The following is a 14,160-nucleotide window of genomic DNA, read 5'->3' as shown; positions in this document are numbered from 1 at the left end:
TCGCACAATGAAGGGCATGCGGATTGCACTGGCGCTCGGCAGCGGCGGGGCGCGCGGCTACGCGCACATCGGGGTGCTCGAGGAGTTGCGCGATCGCGGCCATGAGGTGGTCGGCATCGCGGGTTCGTCGATGGGCGCCCTGGTCGGCGGCCTGGCCGCAGCCGACCAGCTCGGTCCCTACACCGCCTGGGCCAAGACGCTGACCCAACGTTCGGTGCTGCGCCTGCTCGACCCGGCACTGTCCACCCCGGGCGTGCTGCGGGCCGAGAAGCTACTCGATGCGGTGCGCGAGCTGATCGGCGACCAGACCATCGAAGACCTGCCGATCCCGTTCACCGCGGTGGCCACCGACCTGATCGCCGGCAAGACGGTGTGGCTGCAGCGCGGTCCGCTCGATCACGCGATCCGCGCCTCGATCGCGATCCCCGGCGTGATCGCACCGCACGTGCTCGACGGCCGACTGCTGGCCGACGGCGGCATCCTGATCCCGATCCCGATGGCGCCGATCGCCGCTGTGCACGCAGACCTGACGATCGCGGTCAGTCTCAGTGGCGACGATCCGGACGCGGACGCGGAGCCGCCCGCCCGGCCGACGGCAGAACGCTGGAATCGGCTGTGGCGCAACACCTCGGCGTCTCTGCTCGACAGCAAGGCGGCACGTTCGCTGCTGGACACCCAGGCCGGCCGGACCATGCTGGGGCGGTTCGCGGCGGTCGATGACGAGCCGGCTCCCGTCGAGGGCGCCGACACCGACGATCCGCAGGCCGTGGTGGTGCCCCGGCTGGGCGGATTCGAGGTGATGAACCGGACCATCGACATCGCGCAGTCTGCGCTGGCCCGGCACACCCTGGCGGCCTACCCGGCCGACCTGCTGATCGAGGTGCCGCGCACCGCATGCCGCAGCCTGGAATTCCACCGGGCCGCCGAAATCATCGAGTTGGGCCGGCAGCTGGCCGCCACCGCGCTCGACGGCCTGCAGGAATCCGCCGACACCGAGGACTGACTGCGCCGCGACGGGAACGGACGACGGCTCAAAGGCCCAGGACTGCGGCCAGCCGATCGGCCTCGCGGCGCCCCTGTGCCCGACCGGCCTGCGCCGACGGAATCCGGACATTCGGATCCAGCGGGTTGCGGCCGAACGCGGCGATGGATTCAGGATCGGCGAACACCGCCACGGTGGCGCCCGGGAACCCGGCGATCTCCGCGGCCGCAGTCACCGGCCACGGCGAGGGCGCATCCTCGCCCGAGGGCACCAACACCACCGCGGCGGCACAGTCGCCGACCGCGGACATGTTGACCGAACTCGCGACGCCGCCGTCGATGTAGCGGCGGTCCCCGATGGTCACCGGCGGCCACACGCCGGGCACCGCGCAACTGGCGGCGACCGCGTCGACCAGATCGACACCCGAGGAAGCGTCGAACACCACCAATTCACCGGTGCTGATGTCGCTGGCCGTCACCCGCAGCACCCGCTGCGGCCAGTCGTGGCTGGGCAACCGGTGTTCGATCACCGCCCGGCGCACCGGTTCGGGCACGGTTTCGGTGGCCGCCGCGACCTCGCCGATGCGTTGCAGCATTTGCGGTTTGGTGGCGCCGGGCGTGGTCAGCGCCGACAAGAACAACTCGGCGATGCCGTCGATCTGCACACCGGGATCGATCTCGTGGGACTCCTCGCCGACCTGCCGCGCGTAGAGCTCCTCGACCGACAAGCCACTGCCCAGCTGCGCCGACACCGCCGAGCCGGCCGAGGTGCCCAGTAGCACATCGGCGCCCAGCAACGCTTCGGCCACCGCCGGGTTGGCGTCGGCGATACCTGCCAAGACCCCGGTCTCCCAGGCGATTCCGGCAATTCCACCGCCGGCCAGCACCAGTGCGCGCATTACTTATCCAGGTGTTCGCCGAAGAACGCGAACACCCGACGGTAGGCATCCTCGGTGACCGCGGCGTCATGGCCGAAACCGACCACGCGCAGCATGGCCTGTCCGGGCAGCTCGTTGGCGAACGAATGCCCGACTTCCGGATAGGTGTGCACGTCGTGCGGGACCTCCAGGCGCTGCAGGGTTTGTTGCAACTTGGGGCCCCGGCCGATGTTGAGCACATCGCGTCGGCCGTAACTGGCCACCACCGGGCAACTTCCGGACAACACCTCGTCGTAATCGGCGGTGGTGGACGGGTAGAACGGCGCCGATGCATCGAAGCCGTTGGGCGCCAGGATCAGCGCGAAGCCGCCGCCCATACAGAAACCGGCGATACCGACCTTGCCGGTGCAGTCCGGCCGATCGCGCACGTAGTCGCGGGCAGCCAGGATGTCGTCGACGGCTTGCCCGCGCCCGCGCTGCAGCGCCATCAGAGTGGACACCACGCAGCGCACCCCGCCGCGGGCATACAGTTGCGGTGCCAACGCCAGATAGCCGTGCGCCGCGAATCGTTCGGTGTGGCGACGAATGTCATCGCTGAGGCCGAGCGCGTCGTGCACCACCACCACGGCGGGCCAGGGTCCGGCGCCGGTCGGCACCGCGATCTCGCCGGCCAACGGGCCGGTGGGCGTGGGGAACTCGATTCGGTCAGTCATTGGTCTCCTAGTTGGCGTTGTGCCTGGGCGGCGGATCCGGTGAGGTCGGCCAGCTGCAAGCGATACCGCGGCGGATCGGGCAACACGATGTTGCGGGCGATGTTCAGGTCGGCGTCGACGTGCACCAGTTCGCCGGGCTGCAGGGCCGACCAGTCCGGGTCGTCGTCCATGCGCTCACTGGCGAATACCACCGACGGCGCACCGACCAGATCATTCGACTTGGCGTGAATTCGGTTGCTGGACAGTTCGAAACGCGCGTGCCGACCGGGGTTGCGACGGTCCAGCAGATAGAGCTCGTGCACGTCGGGATAGCGCAGCGCCCAGAACTCGGTAGCCGTGCACAGCAGCAGGTTGAGTGCGTACATCTCGACGTTGCCGGCCAGCCAGCTCAGCGCCGCCCGCAGGCCCCGCTCGACGTCGCCGCCGCAGGCCCGGATGTAGCCGCTGATCAAGGCGAAGACCCGTTCGGAATCCGATTGGCCGACAACCAGATCGGTGGTCCCCAACTCGGCGATCCGAGCGTCGAGGACGTCGAGGCCGGTGACCACGCCGTTGTGCGCCAGCAGCCGGCCATCTTGCAGAAAGGGGTGTGTGTTGGCCACGTCCAGGCCGCCGGTGGTGGCGTAGCGCACGTGCGCGATGAACGTGGTGCCGGTCAGTTCCTGTGCTTCAGTAGCAAATTCGGTGTCCTGGTAGGCCGCGATCGGCTGCTTGCGCAGGACCGGGTGTCCGCCCGGATCGAACACACCCAGCCCGGTGCCGTCCGGGTTGCGGCGGCTCTGAGCAGCCAAGTTGTCGGGCGCGTCGAGCAGCCAGAAGGTGGCGGGCACCGCTGCGCGGCCGGCGTGCAGTCCGAAGAGTCGGCACATCAGCGCAGCAACTCGGTGGACAGTTGCTCCAGGCTCTGCCGCGCGAAACCGCGCCACAGCCGTTCGAACGCCGGCAGGGCCACTGCCGCCGCCGCGAATTTCGGATACACCGCCCAGCGCCAGGTCACCTCGGTGCCGGTGCCGGCCGCCGCGAACTCCCACTCCCCGTCGATGTGGTCCACCAACGGTGCCAACGGGCCGGTGATCTGGTCCAGCGTGTAGCCGAAGACATGCGGCCGGTCGACCCGGGTCAGTTCCTCACGCAGCGTGGTCCCGCCGGCCTGCACCACGGTGCGGGTCTGCCCGACCGTCCCCCACGGCCCATCCTGGTCGCGGATCGCCCGCACCGGGCCCAGCGGCCCGTACCAGCGGCTGAACAGGATGGTCAGCGACATCGGCAAGGTAGTGTCGAATGCTGCATCGACGGGGACGGGGATGGCTCGCGCGGCCTGCATCCGGCGGGGACGGGTCATGATCTCCGATGCTAACCGGAACTGGTGGATCCGCGCCGGGCCGCCTTGCCGGTCACCAACGGCAGGTCGAGGTAGGTGGCGATGCCAGGTGCGGCCGCGCACACGGCAGGCACCGAGTTCACGCAGTGCGCCGCGGTCCCCACCACGCCGGTCTCGACCTCGTCGCCGAGTTCACCCTGAAAACCCTTGACCACCACGGTGAAGTCCGGGTTGCCGGCCACCGCCATCTCGTAGCGTTGCCCCTCGGCCCCGAAAGACCATGGCGGGTCCAGGTTTTCCTCACCCATCAGCCAGTTGACTGCCACCTGCACCGCTGGTTGGCCGTCCACCAGTGCTTCCCAGACGAACCTGCGGGCGGCCACCTGTCCGGGTTCGATCACGCCGATCGGCGAGTCGATCGGCGCGGTGGCCACCGCGATCTCCTGCTGCGCGCGGATCTTGGGGTCGGCCGGGAATCCGACGGTGTCGACCACCATCTGCACGGCCTGGATGAAGCCGCCGTCCAGCAACTTCTGCATGGGCCCGCTGAGCGCGCGGTCCGGGGTGTCGCCGAAGCCCATCACATGCCGCACCACATCGGGCGCGTGGTAGGTGCGCAGGTCCGAGAATTCCTCGGCGCGCACGAACCGGACCCCGGTGGACAGCGACGAGAGCAGCAGCGGGAACTTCTCGCTGAAGCCGCCCGGCGCTATTCCGGTGCCGTGCAGCGTCGCCCGACCGGCCAGCGCCGCCTCGCGCATCGGTGCGGCGATCCGTTCGCTCGGATACAACCAGCCGACCGGGGTGATGACGTTCTTGCCGGAGCGCAGCAGCGCGGCAACTTCGTCGGGGTTGGGCAGCAGCGGCGCGTAGATCACCGCGTCGGCGTCGAGCGCCAGGATGTCGTCGATGCTGTTGGTGGCGGTCACGCTCAGCGGCGAGGTGCCGATGAGTTCACCAACATCCTTGCCGCACTTGGCTTCCGAGTGCACCCAGCAGCCGACCAGTTCCAGGTCGGGGTGTTCGAGGATGCCTCTGATCGCCGCGGTGCCCACCCCGCCGGTTGCCCACTGCACGACTTTGTAGATCATGAACCCAGTGTGATGACGTCGTAGGCGCCGTCGGCGTGCCGGCTGCGGATCTCCTTCTTGTCATACTTGCCGACGCTGGTGCGTGGGATCTCGTCGACGAACGCCCAGCGCTCGGGCAGCCACCAGCGAGCCACCTTGTCGGACAGGTATTCTCGCAGTTCGTCGGCGCTGACGGTGACGCCTTCCTCGACCAGCACGGTGGCCAGCGGGCGTTCCTGCCAGCGCTCGTCGGGCACCCCGACGACCGCGGCCTCCAGCACCGCGGGATGCCCGATCAGGTGGTTCTCCAACTCCACCGAGGAGATCCATTCGCCGCCGGACTTGATCACGTCCTTGGCCCGGTCGGTCAGCGTCACGTAGCCCTGCTCGTCGATGTGTCCGACGTCGCCGGTGCGCAGCCAGCCGGATTCGAACTTGGAGGCGTCGGCATTCCGGTAGTAGGAACCGGTGATCCACGGCCCGCGTACCTCGAGTTCCCCGACCGCGACGCCGTCGTTCGGCAGTGGGGCGCCGGCGTCGTCGACGATGCGGGCCTCCACGCCGCACATCGGCCGGCCCTGGGTCCCGCGGATCTGCCAGAACCGCTCCTCGCTGACGCCGGGTGGCGGCCAGGCCAGGGTGGCGATCGGCGAGGTTTCGGTCATCCCCCACAGTTGACGGATCTGCACCCCGAACGAGTCCTCGAACGCCCGCATCAGCGACACCGGCACCGCGGATCCACCGCACCCCACCAACCGCAGCGACGAGATGTCGTGGCCGGGGTTGGCTTCCAGGTAGTGCAGCACGTCGTTCCAGATGGTCGGTACCGCACCGGCCACCGTCGGCCGTTGCGTTTCGATCAGCTTCACCAGCGACGCGGCATCCATGAACCGATCCGGCAGCACCAGATCCGCGCCGGCCATCAGTGCCGCATACGGCAGCCCCCAGGCGTTCGCGTGGAACATCGGGACGATCGGCAGGGCCTTGTCCTCGAATCCCAGCGCCATGCCGTTGCCACCGCACAGCGCCATCGAATGCAGGTAGTTGGACCGGTGGCTGTACACCACTCCCTTGGGATGACCCGTGGTACCGCTGGTGTAACACATTGCAGCGGCGCTGTTTTCATAGATGTCGGGCCAGTCGAACTGATCCGACTCGGCAGCCAGCACGTCGGCGTGCCGCAGCACCTGCTTTCCGGATGCGGCCAACGGCGCCAGGTCGCCGTCCCCGACCACCAGCACGGTGTGCACGGTCTCCAGCGTGCGCAGGATCGGCGCGAACACTCCGATCAGCGAGGCGTCGACGATCACCACCTGGTCGTTGGCCTCGTAGGCGACGAACTCGATCTGCTCCGGGAACAACCGGATGTTCAGCGTGTGCAGCACCGCGCCCATCGACGGCACCGCTACGTAGGCCTCCAGATGTTCCTGGTTGTTCCACATGAAGGTGGCGACCCGTTCGTCGCCGCCGATGCCCAACCGCCGCAGCGCATTGGCCAATTGGGCAGCGCGTTGCCCGACCTCGCGGTAGGTGGCCGTGCGGACGTCGCCGTCGCCGGTGGCCGTGGTCACCGTCCGGTCGCCGTGCACGGTGCTCGCGTAGCGCAAGATCGCCGCGACGGTGAGTGGGAACTCTTGCATGGTGCTCTGCATCGGCGAACGAACCTCCAGGTGCTCACGGGTGGTACGCCTACGCTAGCGCCGCGCGCTTTCCGGAAGTCGGTTTTGGTCCCCGGGACGGCCCCGACCGCGTGGCCACCTGACGCCGGGCGGGGCGGGACCTCGCGCCGGGCCGGTTCAGATGGGAGGATCGAGGGGTCTCATCCGAGGAGGAACCATGCGCACCGCAATCCTGGCCGTCGCCGTCGCGGCATTCGGCGTACTCACGGCACCGGCCGGGCTGGCGAGCGCAGATGAGAAGTCGGCGCAGGAGACCATCGACGAGCTGACTGCGCAGGGCTACACGGTCACGATCGACAAGATGGGGACCGCCCCGATCTCGGAGTGCGTGGTCACCGGGGTGCGCAACCGCCAGCAGTTCTCCCAGTGGGTCCCGGTGGTCGGCCCGCTGCTGGGTCAGGACAGTGGCGACGGCAACGTCCTGGTGCAGAGCACCTACGCCAAGTCGGTGTCGGTCTCGTTGGACTGCACTCGCTGATCGGTCCCGAGAACACCGAGACCGCATCCGGCAGGAACTGCTCGGAATGCGGTCTCGGTAAAGCGATCAGATCAGGTGAGCGCGGGCACCGGCGCGTCCAGGGCCTGCTCGGGCAGCGCAACCACGGCCGGCTCGACCGCGCCGATGCTCAGCACGGTGATAGCGCCGTGGTAGTCGGCAATGTACAACCGGGTGCCGTCGGCGCATTCGGCCACGACCGCCGGATCGGTGACCGATGTGATGGTGTCGACCACATCCAAGGTGGTGGTGCTGACCACCGCAACGGTGTCGCCGACGGCGTAGAGCCGACCCGACGAGCCCAGCGCCAGGCTGATCACGATGCCGGACAGTACGACGCTGCTGACCACCTGCAGGGTGGTGGCGTCGACGACGTCGAGCACGCTGCCGCGGGCGGGGTCGAAGGACACCACGTAGAGGGTGCGGCCGTCGGCGCTGAGTACGACGTCGCGCGGGGCGCTCGTCATCGGCAAGCTGCCGACCTTGCGCTGCTCTTCGAGGTCGATGGCGACCAGCGCGCCGCCGTCGCCCTCGGCGACCGCGACGTAGGCCCGCGCGCCGACCGGGCTGACGGCGATGGCCTCAGCCGAGGCGTCGGGCGAGGTGCCCAGCGAGATCGGCTGCACCCGGCCATCGGCGGTGGTCAGCACGCCGACGTCGACGCCGTCGCGGCCGATCCGGGCCAGGTAGACCCGGCTGCCGTCACGGTCGACGGCGATGTCGCGCACGGTGCGCGCGACCGGGAGGATCGCCGAGGACGCAACGGCCGGCTCGACGACGGTGACCGCGTCGTAGGACACCGTGACGGTGCTGACGAACGCGCGCCCAGCGGTCGCGGTGATGGCGAACGGCTCCTCGATGTCGGACACCGTCTCGACGACGGCCAGCGACTTGGGGTCGACCACCGAGACGCTGTGGTCAGCGTGGTTGGCCAGGTACAGCCGGCCGTCGGTGGCGTCAACCGCCATGTCGGCGATCGGGCCGCGGCCGATCACGATGTGGCGCAGCGCGGCGAACTCGACCGCGGCGGCCGGGTTGACCACCGTAGTGGTCGCCGGCAGACGCTGCAGTTGACCGCGCACGATGCGAGCCGGCAGATCCCGGGCGTCGCGGACGGCGGACAGCCAGTCGGGCCGCAACGGGGACGTTTCGCGCTCGGCGAGTGCAACCCCACCCATCACCTTGGTCACTGCGTCCACATCCGTCTCGTTGTTTGCCATGCTCGTCACTACCTCCCTGCCCAAGTCCGACGCGGCGTAGCAGCCGGCGCCGTGACGCGCCACTCCGGCGCGGGCCCACGTCGAGTCTAGCGACGATTCCGACAACGAAATTCGAACTTTCGCGGTGATCTTGAAGGGCCCGCAGGTTTCGCTTAAGCGACGCACAGGTAAAGCCGTTATGCAATCGTGTTGTTTGCTGGCGGCAATCAGATGCAAACGTGTCTACCTCTGCAGACGTTTCACTCAGCTAAGCAGTACCCGAAGATTCTTCGAATTCCCTTAATAAGTTTTCTTCAGCGGAATACCGGCCAAATGAGTGCTAAATCACAATGCGTTTTCCCGAGTGTCCAGCCGCTGAGCCGGCCGCGACGAATCGCGCAGCACCGCAGGGCCCGCGACTGCACCGGGACAACTCGTGACGCACAAGCAAGAATTCGCTGGAATCGCAAGGTGATGCACGAAACGGTGTTGGTGACGTCGATCACCAACGCGGCGCCGGTCCGCCCGCGGCGTTCCGCCGAACCCGCGACGGCGCCGCGGTGCCGTGACACCATCGGCTGATGGAGCAGCGCGGCGACCCCGAGCAGCGGATCCGCGACTTGGAGCGTTCCCTGTCCGCCGGCCGTCAGGAGCTCACCGAACCTTCGACGACGACGTCGCACGCGGCGCCGCGGCAACCCCCGCCGTGGCAGGAAACCGACCCGCCCAAGCGCCCCGGTTGGGTGGGCCCGGCGGTCGCGGTCGCAGTGGTTGCCGTGCTCGTCGGCACGGTCGTCGCTGCGCTGTTCGCGGGCCGGTCCCCGGAGTCGGCCGACCGTGCGTCGATGGAACCCTCCAGCGCCGAGGCCGCGCCGCCGGTGCCACCGGTGTCCGCCGGCGACCTACCCGTGATCCCATCCACCGCGCTGCCCGACGTCGTCATCTCGGCGCCGGAGGTGGTATCGGGCACTGATGACTCCATCAGCCTGGCCGGTGTGGGCAGCGACCGCAGCTTGGCGTGCACCGGCAACGACGTCACCATCAGCGGCGTGGACAACACCGTTGCATTGACCGGTCCGTGCGACCAGGTCACCGTCTCCGGGATGCGCAACACGGTCACCGTCGAATCCGCCAACGCCATCGGGGTTTCCGGTTTCGAGAACCGGGTCAGCTTCGGCGGCGATCCGCAGATCAGCACGTCCGGCTTCGACAACGTCGTCGAACCCGGCTGAGCGCCCCGGCCCAACCTCCAACGCCGCGGACGCTTCTGGCGTTAGCGTGAGGCGTCCACCGAGGCGCGATGGGAGACCGCATGCGAGCCGAACGATCCCTATCCCCGGGCAGACCGCAGGCCGCGCGGCGGGTGCAGGGATCACTCGTGGCCTTCGGCGCAGTGCTCCTCGGTCTGTTCGGCATGGCCCTGATCTCGCCGCAGCCGGCCGCCGCCGAAGGCGAGCATTACGTGGTCGCCACGGATATCACGTTCGCGCCCTTCGAGTTCCAAGACAACACCGGCAACTACGTCGGCATCGACATGGATCTGCTGCGGGCGATCGCCGAAGACCAGGGCTTCACCGTCGACATCAAGCCGCTCGGCTTCGACGCCGCGCTGCAGGCCGTGCAGTCCAACCAGGTCGACGGCGTCATCGCCGGCATGTCGATCACCGATGCCCGCAAGCAGAGCTTCGACTTCTCCGAGCCGTACTTCGAATCCGGCGTCCAGATGGCGGTGTTGGCCAGCAACGACGACATCAAGTCCTATGCCGATCTGAGCGGAAAGCGCGTCGCGGTCAAGAACGGCACCGAAGGTGCGGCCTTCGCCGAATCGATCAAAGACCAGTATGGATTCTCGATCGTGTCGTTCGCCGATTCCTCGACGATGTTCGACGAAGTGCGCACCGGAAACTCGACAGCCGCGTTCGAGGACTACCCGGTGCTCAACTACGGCATCCAGCAGGGCAGCGGTTTCAAGACCGTGACCCCGAAGGAGAAGGGCGCCGACTACGGCTTCGCGGTCAACAAGGGCCACAACGCCGAACTGCTGGCCAAGTTCAACGCCGGGCTGGAAAACCTCAAGGCATCTGGCCGCTACGACGAGATCCTGCAGACCTACCTCGGCGAGGACGCGGTCGCCGCCGACAACTCGTTCTTCGGCCTGCTGAAGAGCACCTTCCCGCTGCTGATGGCCGGCCTGAAATGGACCATGATCCTGACGGTCGTCTCGATCGCAGTCGCCCTGGTGCTCGGCATCGTTTTCGGTCTGATGCGAGTTTCACGGTCGATCTGGCTGCGCGCGATCGGCACCACCTATGTCGACATCTTCCGCGGCACACCGCTTCTGGTGCAGGCCTTCTTCATCTACTTCGGCATCCCGGCCGCGCTCGGCTTCACCATGACCGCGGTGACGGCGGGCATCATCACGCTGTCGTTGAACGCCGGGGCATACATGACCGAGATCGTGCGCGGCGGCATTCAATCGGTGGACAAGGGCCAGATGGAAGCGGCCCGCAGCCTGGGCATCGGCTATCTGCCCACCATGCGCAAAGTAATTCTGCCGCAGGCCATCCGGACCATGGTGCCGTCCTACATCAACCAGTTCGTGATCACCCTCAAGGACACCTCGATCCTGTCGGTGATCGGCATCGCCGAGCTGACCCAGACCGGCCGGATCATCATCGCCCGCAACTTCCAGTCCTTCAACATGTGGCTGATCATCGGCATCATCTACTTCGTGGTGATCATGGCGCTCACCAAGTTCTCGGATCGGGTGGAGAAGAGGCTCGTGAAATGACCGACATCAGCACCGCAGCCTCCGACCGGGCCGGCGCCGTCAAAATCGAGATCGCCGATCTACACAAGGCATTCGGCGATCTGGTGGTGCTCGACGGCATCAGCACCACCGTCAAGCACGGCGAGGTGGTCTGCGTGATCGGGCCGTCGGGCTCGGGCAAGTCCACCTTCCTGCGTTGCCTGAACAAGCTGGAGGACATCACCGCGGGCCGCGTGGTGGTCGACGGGTTCGACCTGACCGACCCCAAGGTGGACCTGGACAAGGTGCGCCAGCACATCGGCATGGTGTTCCAACACTTCAACCTGTTCCCGCACATGAGCGTGATCGACAACGTCACGCTGGCACCGCTTCTGACCAAGAAGATGAACAAGGCCGACGCCGAGAAACGCGCCCTGGAGCTGCTCGGCCAGGTCGGATTGGCCGAGAAGGCCCACGTCAAACCGGCCACCCTGTCCGGCGGGCAGAAGCAGCGGGTGGCGATCGCCCGGGCCCTGGCGATGAATCCGTCGATCATGCTGTTCGACGAGGCCACCAGCGCGCTGGACCCGGAGATGGTGGGCGATGTGCTGGCGGTGCTGCGCCAGCTCGCCGAGGACGGCATGACCATGGTGGTGGTCACCCACGAGATGGGTTTCGCCCGTGAGGTCGCGTCCCGGGTGATCTTCATGGCCGACGGCCATATCGTCGAGGATGACGTGCCGGCCGAGGTCTTCGGAAACCCGAAACATCCTCGGCTGCAAGAGTTCCTGTCAAAGGTACTGTGATCAGCATGCGACGCGTGGCAGCCGGCATCGCGGTTCTGCTCTTGAGCATCGGTCTGGTCGGCTGCGGCGGTTCGGCACCGCCGGCCGAGACCGACGGCACACCTCAGACGACGGCAGCACCAGTGGCCTTCGACTACCTGCCGCTGTGGCCGTTCAGTTCCAGCCCCGAGGCCCAGCAGCGCGCCGGCGACAACGGTTCCGACGTCAGCTCGACCGCGCTGACCTTCACCCGGGAATACCTGGGTTTCAACGAGATTGACCGCACCACCGTGGTCACGACCGACGGCGACGAGGCCTGGGCCGGGGTCGGTTACCTGCTTCCCGATGGCGAGCCGAAGACCGTCGCGACGCTGCACCTGGCGCGTTACGGCAGCGCCGAAGACGCTCCCTGGGTGGTCGTCGGCACCGAGGATGACGTGCTGACGCTGACCACCCCGCCGTACGGCGGCACTGTCGCAGACAGCATCGAGGCGGGCGGCACCATCACCGGTGTGGACGAGTCGATCCGGCTGCAGGTGCGCCAGACCACGGCGGCCGACGTCGTGGGCGAAGCCTGCTGCATACCGGCCGGCGGGCAGCAGGCTCCGTGGTCGGGGCAGGTGAGCATCGCCGACGCCGAACCGGGCGTGCTCACCCTGATCGCGTCGAGTGGCGGTCATATCGCCGAGGTCGAGGTGTTCGCGGTCACCGGTTTGCGCGTTGAATGACGGCTGGTCTCGAGCGGCGGGGTCGGGCTCATTCGATCCGGTCGGTGATCGCGTCGAGCAGCGCCGCGGTGTGTTGGCGCGGCTCGGGCAGCGCCATCGTGAGGACGTAGGTCAGCACAGAGCCGCGGACTCGGTACATGGCCACGAACGCCGGCCCGACCAAGGTGATCGTGTCGGGATCCGGCCATTCGGTGCTGAAGTCGAAGTTTTCGGCGCCCAGGGCCGAACAGGTCGCCAACTTCACCGACAGTGCCGCGAACGCCATGCGGGCAGCGGTCTCATCGGCGTGCCCGCCGACGCTCTGGGTGATCGAGGAGAGAAAGGAAACCGGGATGGGACCGGTGGTGGTGACCATGGCGGTGAAGTCGGAGCTCGCGAACTCCGCACCTTCCCCGACCGCATCCACCGGGCCGAACACGGGCAGGCACGGATCCGGGATCACGATGTCGGACTGATGGTCGGGCGGCGGTGCCGACTCATCCGGCGGTGCGGTTGGCTCGTCGACGACCGGAGACCCGTCGAGCTCCGGTATGCCGGTGATCGCCCGCACCTCCTCGACCGTGAGCAGCAGCGATTCGAGATCGTCACCGGAGTTGGCCGCCGCAATTGGACTGCCGTACAGCAGCATTGCCGCGATGCCGGGAATGGCCAGCACAGCCCTGACCCATTTCCGGCATGCCATGCCAGCAGCCTAACGGCGGTTGAGCGCAGTCGGACGCACCTCTTTGAGCGTCCCGGCCCGATCACATCGGCTCGGCCGCGATGACGTAGTCGCTGCCGTGCCGCAGGCCGTCGGAGCGCTGGTTGGCCTCGAGCGCCCGGCGCCGAAGATCCTCTACGTAGCTGCGCATCTCGGTGCCCAGCTGTGCGGAGGGGAACCGCTCGATGCGGTCCAGGCACATGTCGAGTTGGCCGTGGATGAAGCGCTCCCGGTAGCGGATCGGGAAGCTGCGGGCCTCGACCAGGCGGAAACCCGCTCGGCCCAATTGGCGCAACACCCAGTCCATCGGAAACTCGCGGTACGGGCGTTCCCCGGCCAGCAGCAGGCAGGCGTCGCGGAGCCGGCCGATTTCCCAGATGATCCGCCCGCTTTCGGTGTTCGGTTCGAACTGCACGTAGGGCTCCAGGCCGATGACGTAGAGCCGGCCCTGCTCGGCGACCAGGGGGCGCAGGCGCTCGAAGACGCGCTCCTGCCAGTACGGCGCGAAGCCTTCAATGGCGCCGACCAGGTAGTCCACTAGGACCGCGTCGAAGGTTTCGCCGGTGAGCAGACTGTCGTTCATCCAGTTGCCGACCAGCAGCCGATCACGGGGCCGCTCGCGCACGTCGAGCGCAGCACGAATCTGGTCGGCCATGCGCTGCGCCGCGGTCACCGCAGTCCACTGCTCGGTGGGCAGGGTCTGGATCCAGCGCAGCGAGTTCACGCCAGTCCCGGCGTCGAGCACGCTGCCCCACCGCCGATCTGCGTGCAGCTCCTCGAGGTAGCCGAACAGTGAAGAGAACACCTGCTTTTCACCGGTGTCGCGGGCAGGCTGCTCGCTGCCGGGCACCGCCAGGTCGA

At 67.7% G+C, this 14,160-nt stretch carries 15 protein-coding genes; 6 read left to right on the top strand and 9 right to left on the bottom strand.

The genetic code is table 11. The features are described 5' to 3' along the window. Positions 1 to 16 precede the first annotated feature (16 nt). Positions 17 to 1,003: a patatin-like phospholipase family protein gene (locus AC5Y3P_RS02070; protein ID WP_500044204.1), complete on the top strand. Its 987-nt coding sequence runs from the start codon at positions 17 to 19 to the stop codon at positions 1,001 to 1,003. 28 nt (positions 1,004 to 1,031) lie between these two features. Here the strand turns inward: AC5Y3P_RS02070 and AC5Y3P_RS02065 are convergent, their stop codons facing one another. The 6 genes from AC5Y3P_RS02065 to AC5Y3P_RS02040 are packed head-to-tail and all read right to left on the bottom strand — an operon-like array spanning position 1,032 to position 6,615. Further along, the gene (locus tag AC5Y3P_RS02065) at positions 1,032 to 1,880 is read right to left on the bottom strand and encodes a patatin-like phospholipase family protein (protein ID WP_500044203.1); all 849 of its coding nucleotides are present in this window, start codon (positions 1,878 to 1,880) and stop codon (positions 1,032 to 1,034) included. After that, positions 1,880 to 2,572, bottom strand: coding sequence for a dienelactone hydrolase family protein (locus AC5Y3P_RS02060; protein WP_500044202.1), 693 nt, complete (start codon positions 2,570 to 2,572; stop codon positions 1,880 to 1,882). Before AC5Y3P_RS02060 ends, AC5Y3P_RS02065 begins: the two co-directional genes overlap by 1 nt. Beyond that, entirely contained in the window at positions 2,569 to 3,441 is an 873-nt protein-coding gene (locus AC5Y3P_RS02055) for a class II glutamine amidotransferase (protein WP_500044201.1), read from the bottom strand. Before AC5Y3P_RS02055 ends, AC5Y3P_RS02060 begins: the two co-directional genes overlap by 4 nt. Beyond that, a complete protein-coding gene (locus tag AC5Y3P_RS02050) occupies positions 3,441 to 3,914 on the bottom strand; it encodes an SRPBCC family protein (protein ID WP_500044200.1) in 474 nt (157 codons plus the stop codon). The genes AC5Y3P_RS02055 and AC5Y3P_RS02050 overlap by 1 nt, the downstream gene beginning before the upstream one ends. Before the next feature lie 11 nt (positions 3,915 to 3,925). Beyond that, positions 3,926 to 4,984 (bottom strand): NAD(P)H-dependent amine dehydrogenase family protein, encoded by a 1,059-nt coding sequence (locus AC5Y3P_RS02045; RefSeq protein WP_500044199.1) that lies wholly within the window; start codon positions 4,982 to 4,984, stop codon positions 3,926 to 3,928. Further along, complete coding sequence (locus AC5Y3P_RS02040) at positions 4,981 to 6,615, bottom strand: fatty acid--CoA ligase (protein ID WP_500044198.1); 1,635 nt, start codon at positions 6,613 to 6,615, stop codon at positions 4,981 to 4,983. Before AC5Y3P_RS02040 ends, AC5Y3P_RS02045 begins: the two co-directional genes overlap by 4 nt. Positions 6,616 to 6,799: 184 nt before the next feature. Between AC5Y3P_RS02040 and AC5Y3P_RS02035 the strand changes: the two genes are divergently transcribed. Next, the gene (locus tag AC5Y3P_RS02035) at positions 6,800 to 7,120 is read left to right on the top strand and encodes a hypothetical protein (RefSeq protein WP_500044197.1); all 321 of its coding nucleotides are present in this window, start codon (positions 6,800 to 6,802) and stop codon (positions 7,118 to 7,120) included. A gap of 71 nt (positions 7,121 to 7,191) precedes the next feature. On the opposite strand, the gene AC5Y3P_RS02030 is transcribed toward AC5Y3P_RS02035, so the two are convergent. Continuing rightward, positions 7,192 to 8,358 carry a YncE family protein gene (locus tag AC5Y3P_RS02030; protein ID WP_500044196.1) on the bottom strand — a complete coding sequence of 389 codons (1,167 nt, stop codon included), beginning with the start codon at positions 8,356 to 8,358 and terminating at the stop codon, positions 7,192 to 7,194. A gap of 560 nt (positions 8,359 to 8,918) precedes the next feature. Here AC5Y3P_RS02030 and AC5Y3P_RS02025 point away from each other — a divergent pair. The 4 genes from AC5Y3P_RS02025 to AC5Y3P_RS02010 all read left to right on the top strand — a co-directional run bounded on the left by AC5Y3P_RS02025 (position 8,919) and on the right by AC5Y3P_RS02010 (position 12,599). Continuing rightward, positions 8,919 to 9,569 carry a DUF3060 domain-containing protein gene (locus AC5Y3P_RS02025; protein WP_500044195.1) on the top strand — a complete coding sequence of 217 codons (651 nt, stop codon included), beginning with the start codon at positions 8,919 to 8,921 and terminating at the stop codon, positions 9,567 to 9,569. Between the two features lie 80 nt (positions 9,570 to 9,649). Then, positions 9,650 to 11,128 (top strand): amino acid ABC transporter substrate-binding protein/permease, encoded by a 1,479-nt coding sequence (locus tag AC5Y3P_RS02020; protein ID WP_500044194.1) that lies wholly within the window; start codon positions 9,650 to 9,652, stop codon positions 11,126 to 11,128. Next, complete coding sequence (locus tag AC5Y3P_RS02015; protein ID WP_500044193.1) at positions 11,125 to 11,892, top strand: amino acid ABC transporter ATP-binding protein; 768 nt, start codon at positions 11,125 to 11,127, stop codon at positions 11,890 to 11,892. Before AC5Y3P_RS02020 ends, AC5Y3P_RS02015 begins: the two co-directional genes overlap by 4 nt. A gap of 5 nt (positions 11,893 to 11,897) precedes the next feature. Beyond that, positions 11,898 to 12,599, top strand: coding sequence for a hypothetical protein (locus tag AC5Y3P_RS02010; protein ID WP_500044192.1), 702 nt, complete (start codon positions 11,898 to 11,900; stop codon positions 12,597 to 12,599). A gap of 28 nt (positions 12,600 to 12,627) precedes the next feature. On the opposite strand, the gene AC5Y3P_RS02005 is transcribed toward AC5Y3P_RS02010, so the two are convergent. Together AC5Y3P_RS02005 and AC5Y3P_RS02000 are read right to left on the bottom strand one after the other, a co-directional pair. Next, positions 12,628 to 13,281, bottom strand: a complete 654-nt coding sequence (locus AC5Y3P_RS02005; RefSeq protein ID WP_500044191.1) for a sensor domain-containing protein — start codon at positions 13,279 to 13,281, stop codon at positions 12,628 to 12,630. A gap of 61 nt (positions 13,282 to 13,342) precedes the next feature. Next, the gene (locus AC5Y3P_RS02000) at positions 13,343 to 14,155 is read right to left on the bottom strand and encodes a class I SAM-dependent methyltransferase (RefSeq protein WP_500044278.1); all 813 of its coding nucleotides are present in this window, start codon (positions 14,153 to 14,155) and stop codon (positions 13,343 to 13,345) included. Positions 14,156 to 14,160: the final 5 nt, after the last annotated feature.

The organism is Mycobacterium sp. NGS45 (assembly GCF_059812645.1).
This window is presented reverse-complemented; position numbering and strand designations above follow the sequence as displayed.

What these genes read in the sequence shown, in the direction of transcription:
- AC5Y3P_RS02020 (WP_500044194.1), top strand. Translation starts at nt 9,650, where the DNA reads ATGCGAGCCGAACGATCCCTATCCCCGGGCAGACCGCAGGCCGCGCGG.
- AC5Y3P_RS02025 (WP_500044195.1), top strand. Translation starts at nt 8,919, where the DNA reads ATGGAGCAGCGCGGCGACCCCGAGCAGCGGATCCGCGACTTGGAGCGT.
- AC5Y3P_RS02065 (WP_500044203.1), bottom strand. Translation starts at nt 1,880, where the DNA reads ATGCGCGCACTGGTGCTGGCCGGCGGTGGAATTGCCGGAATCGCCTGG.
- AC5Y3P_RS02060 (WP_500044202.1), bottom strand. Translation starts at nt 2,572, where the DNA reads ATGACTGACCGAATCGAGTTCCCCACGCCCACCGGCCCGTTGGCCGGC.
- AC5Y3P_RS02055 (WP_500044201.1), bottom strand. Translation starts at nt 3,441, where the DNA reads ATGTGCCGACTCTTCGGACTGCACGCCGGCCGCGCAGCGGTGCCCGCC.
- AC5Y3P_RS02035 (WP_500044197.1), top strand. Translation starts at nt 6,800, where the DNA reads ATGCGCACCGCAATCCTGGCCGTCGCCGTCGCGGCATTCGGCGTACTC.
- AC5Y3P_RS02050 (WP_500044200.1), bottom strand. Translation starts at nt 3,914, where the DNA reads ATGACCCGTCCCCGCCGGATGCAGGCCGCGCGAGCCATCCCCGTCCCC.
- AC5Y3P_RS02010 (WP_500044192.1), top strand. Translation starts at nt 11,898, where the DNA reads ATGCGACGCGTGGCAGCCGGCATCGCGGTTCTGCTCTTGAGCATCGGT.
- AC5Y3P_RS02040 (WP_500044198.1), bottom strand. Translation starts at nt 6,615, where the DNA reads ATGCAGAGCACCATGCAAGAGTTCCCACTCACCGTCGCGGCGATCTTG.
- AC5Y3P_RS02030 (WP_500044196.1), bottom strand. Translation starts at nt 8,358, where the DNA reads ATGGCAAACAACGAGACGGATGTGGACGCAGTGACCAAGGTGATGGGT.
- AC5Y3P_RS02070 (WP_500044204.1), top strand. Translation starts at nt 17, where the DNA reads ATGCGGATTGCACTGGCGCTCGGCAGCGGCGGGGCGCGCGGCTACGCG.
- AC5Y3P_RS02015 (WP_500044193.1), top strand. Translation starts at nt 11,125, where the DNA reads ATGACCGACATCAGCACCGCAGCCTCCGACCGGGCCGGCGCCGTCAAA.
- AC5Y3P_RS02045 (WP_500044199.1), bottom strand. Translation starts at nt 4,984, where the DNA reads ATGATCTACAAAGTCGTGCAGTGGGCAACCGGCGGGGTGGGCACCGCG.
- AC5Y3P_RS02005 (WP_500044191.1), bottom strand. Translation starts at nt 13,281, where the DNA reads ATGGCATGCCGGAAATGGGTCAGGGCTGTGCTGGCCATTCCCGGCATC.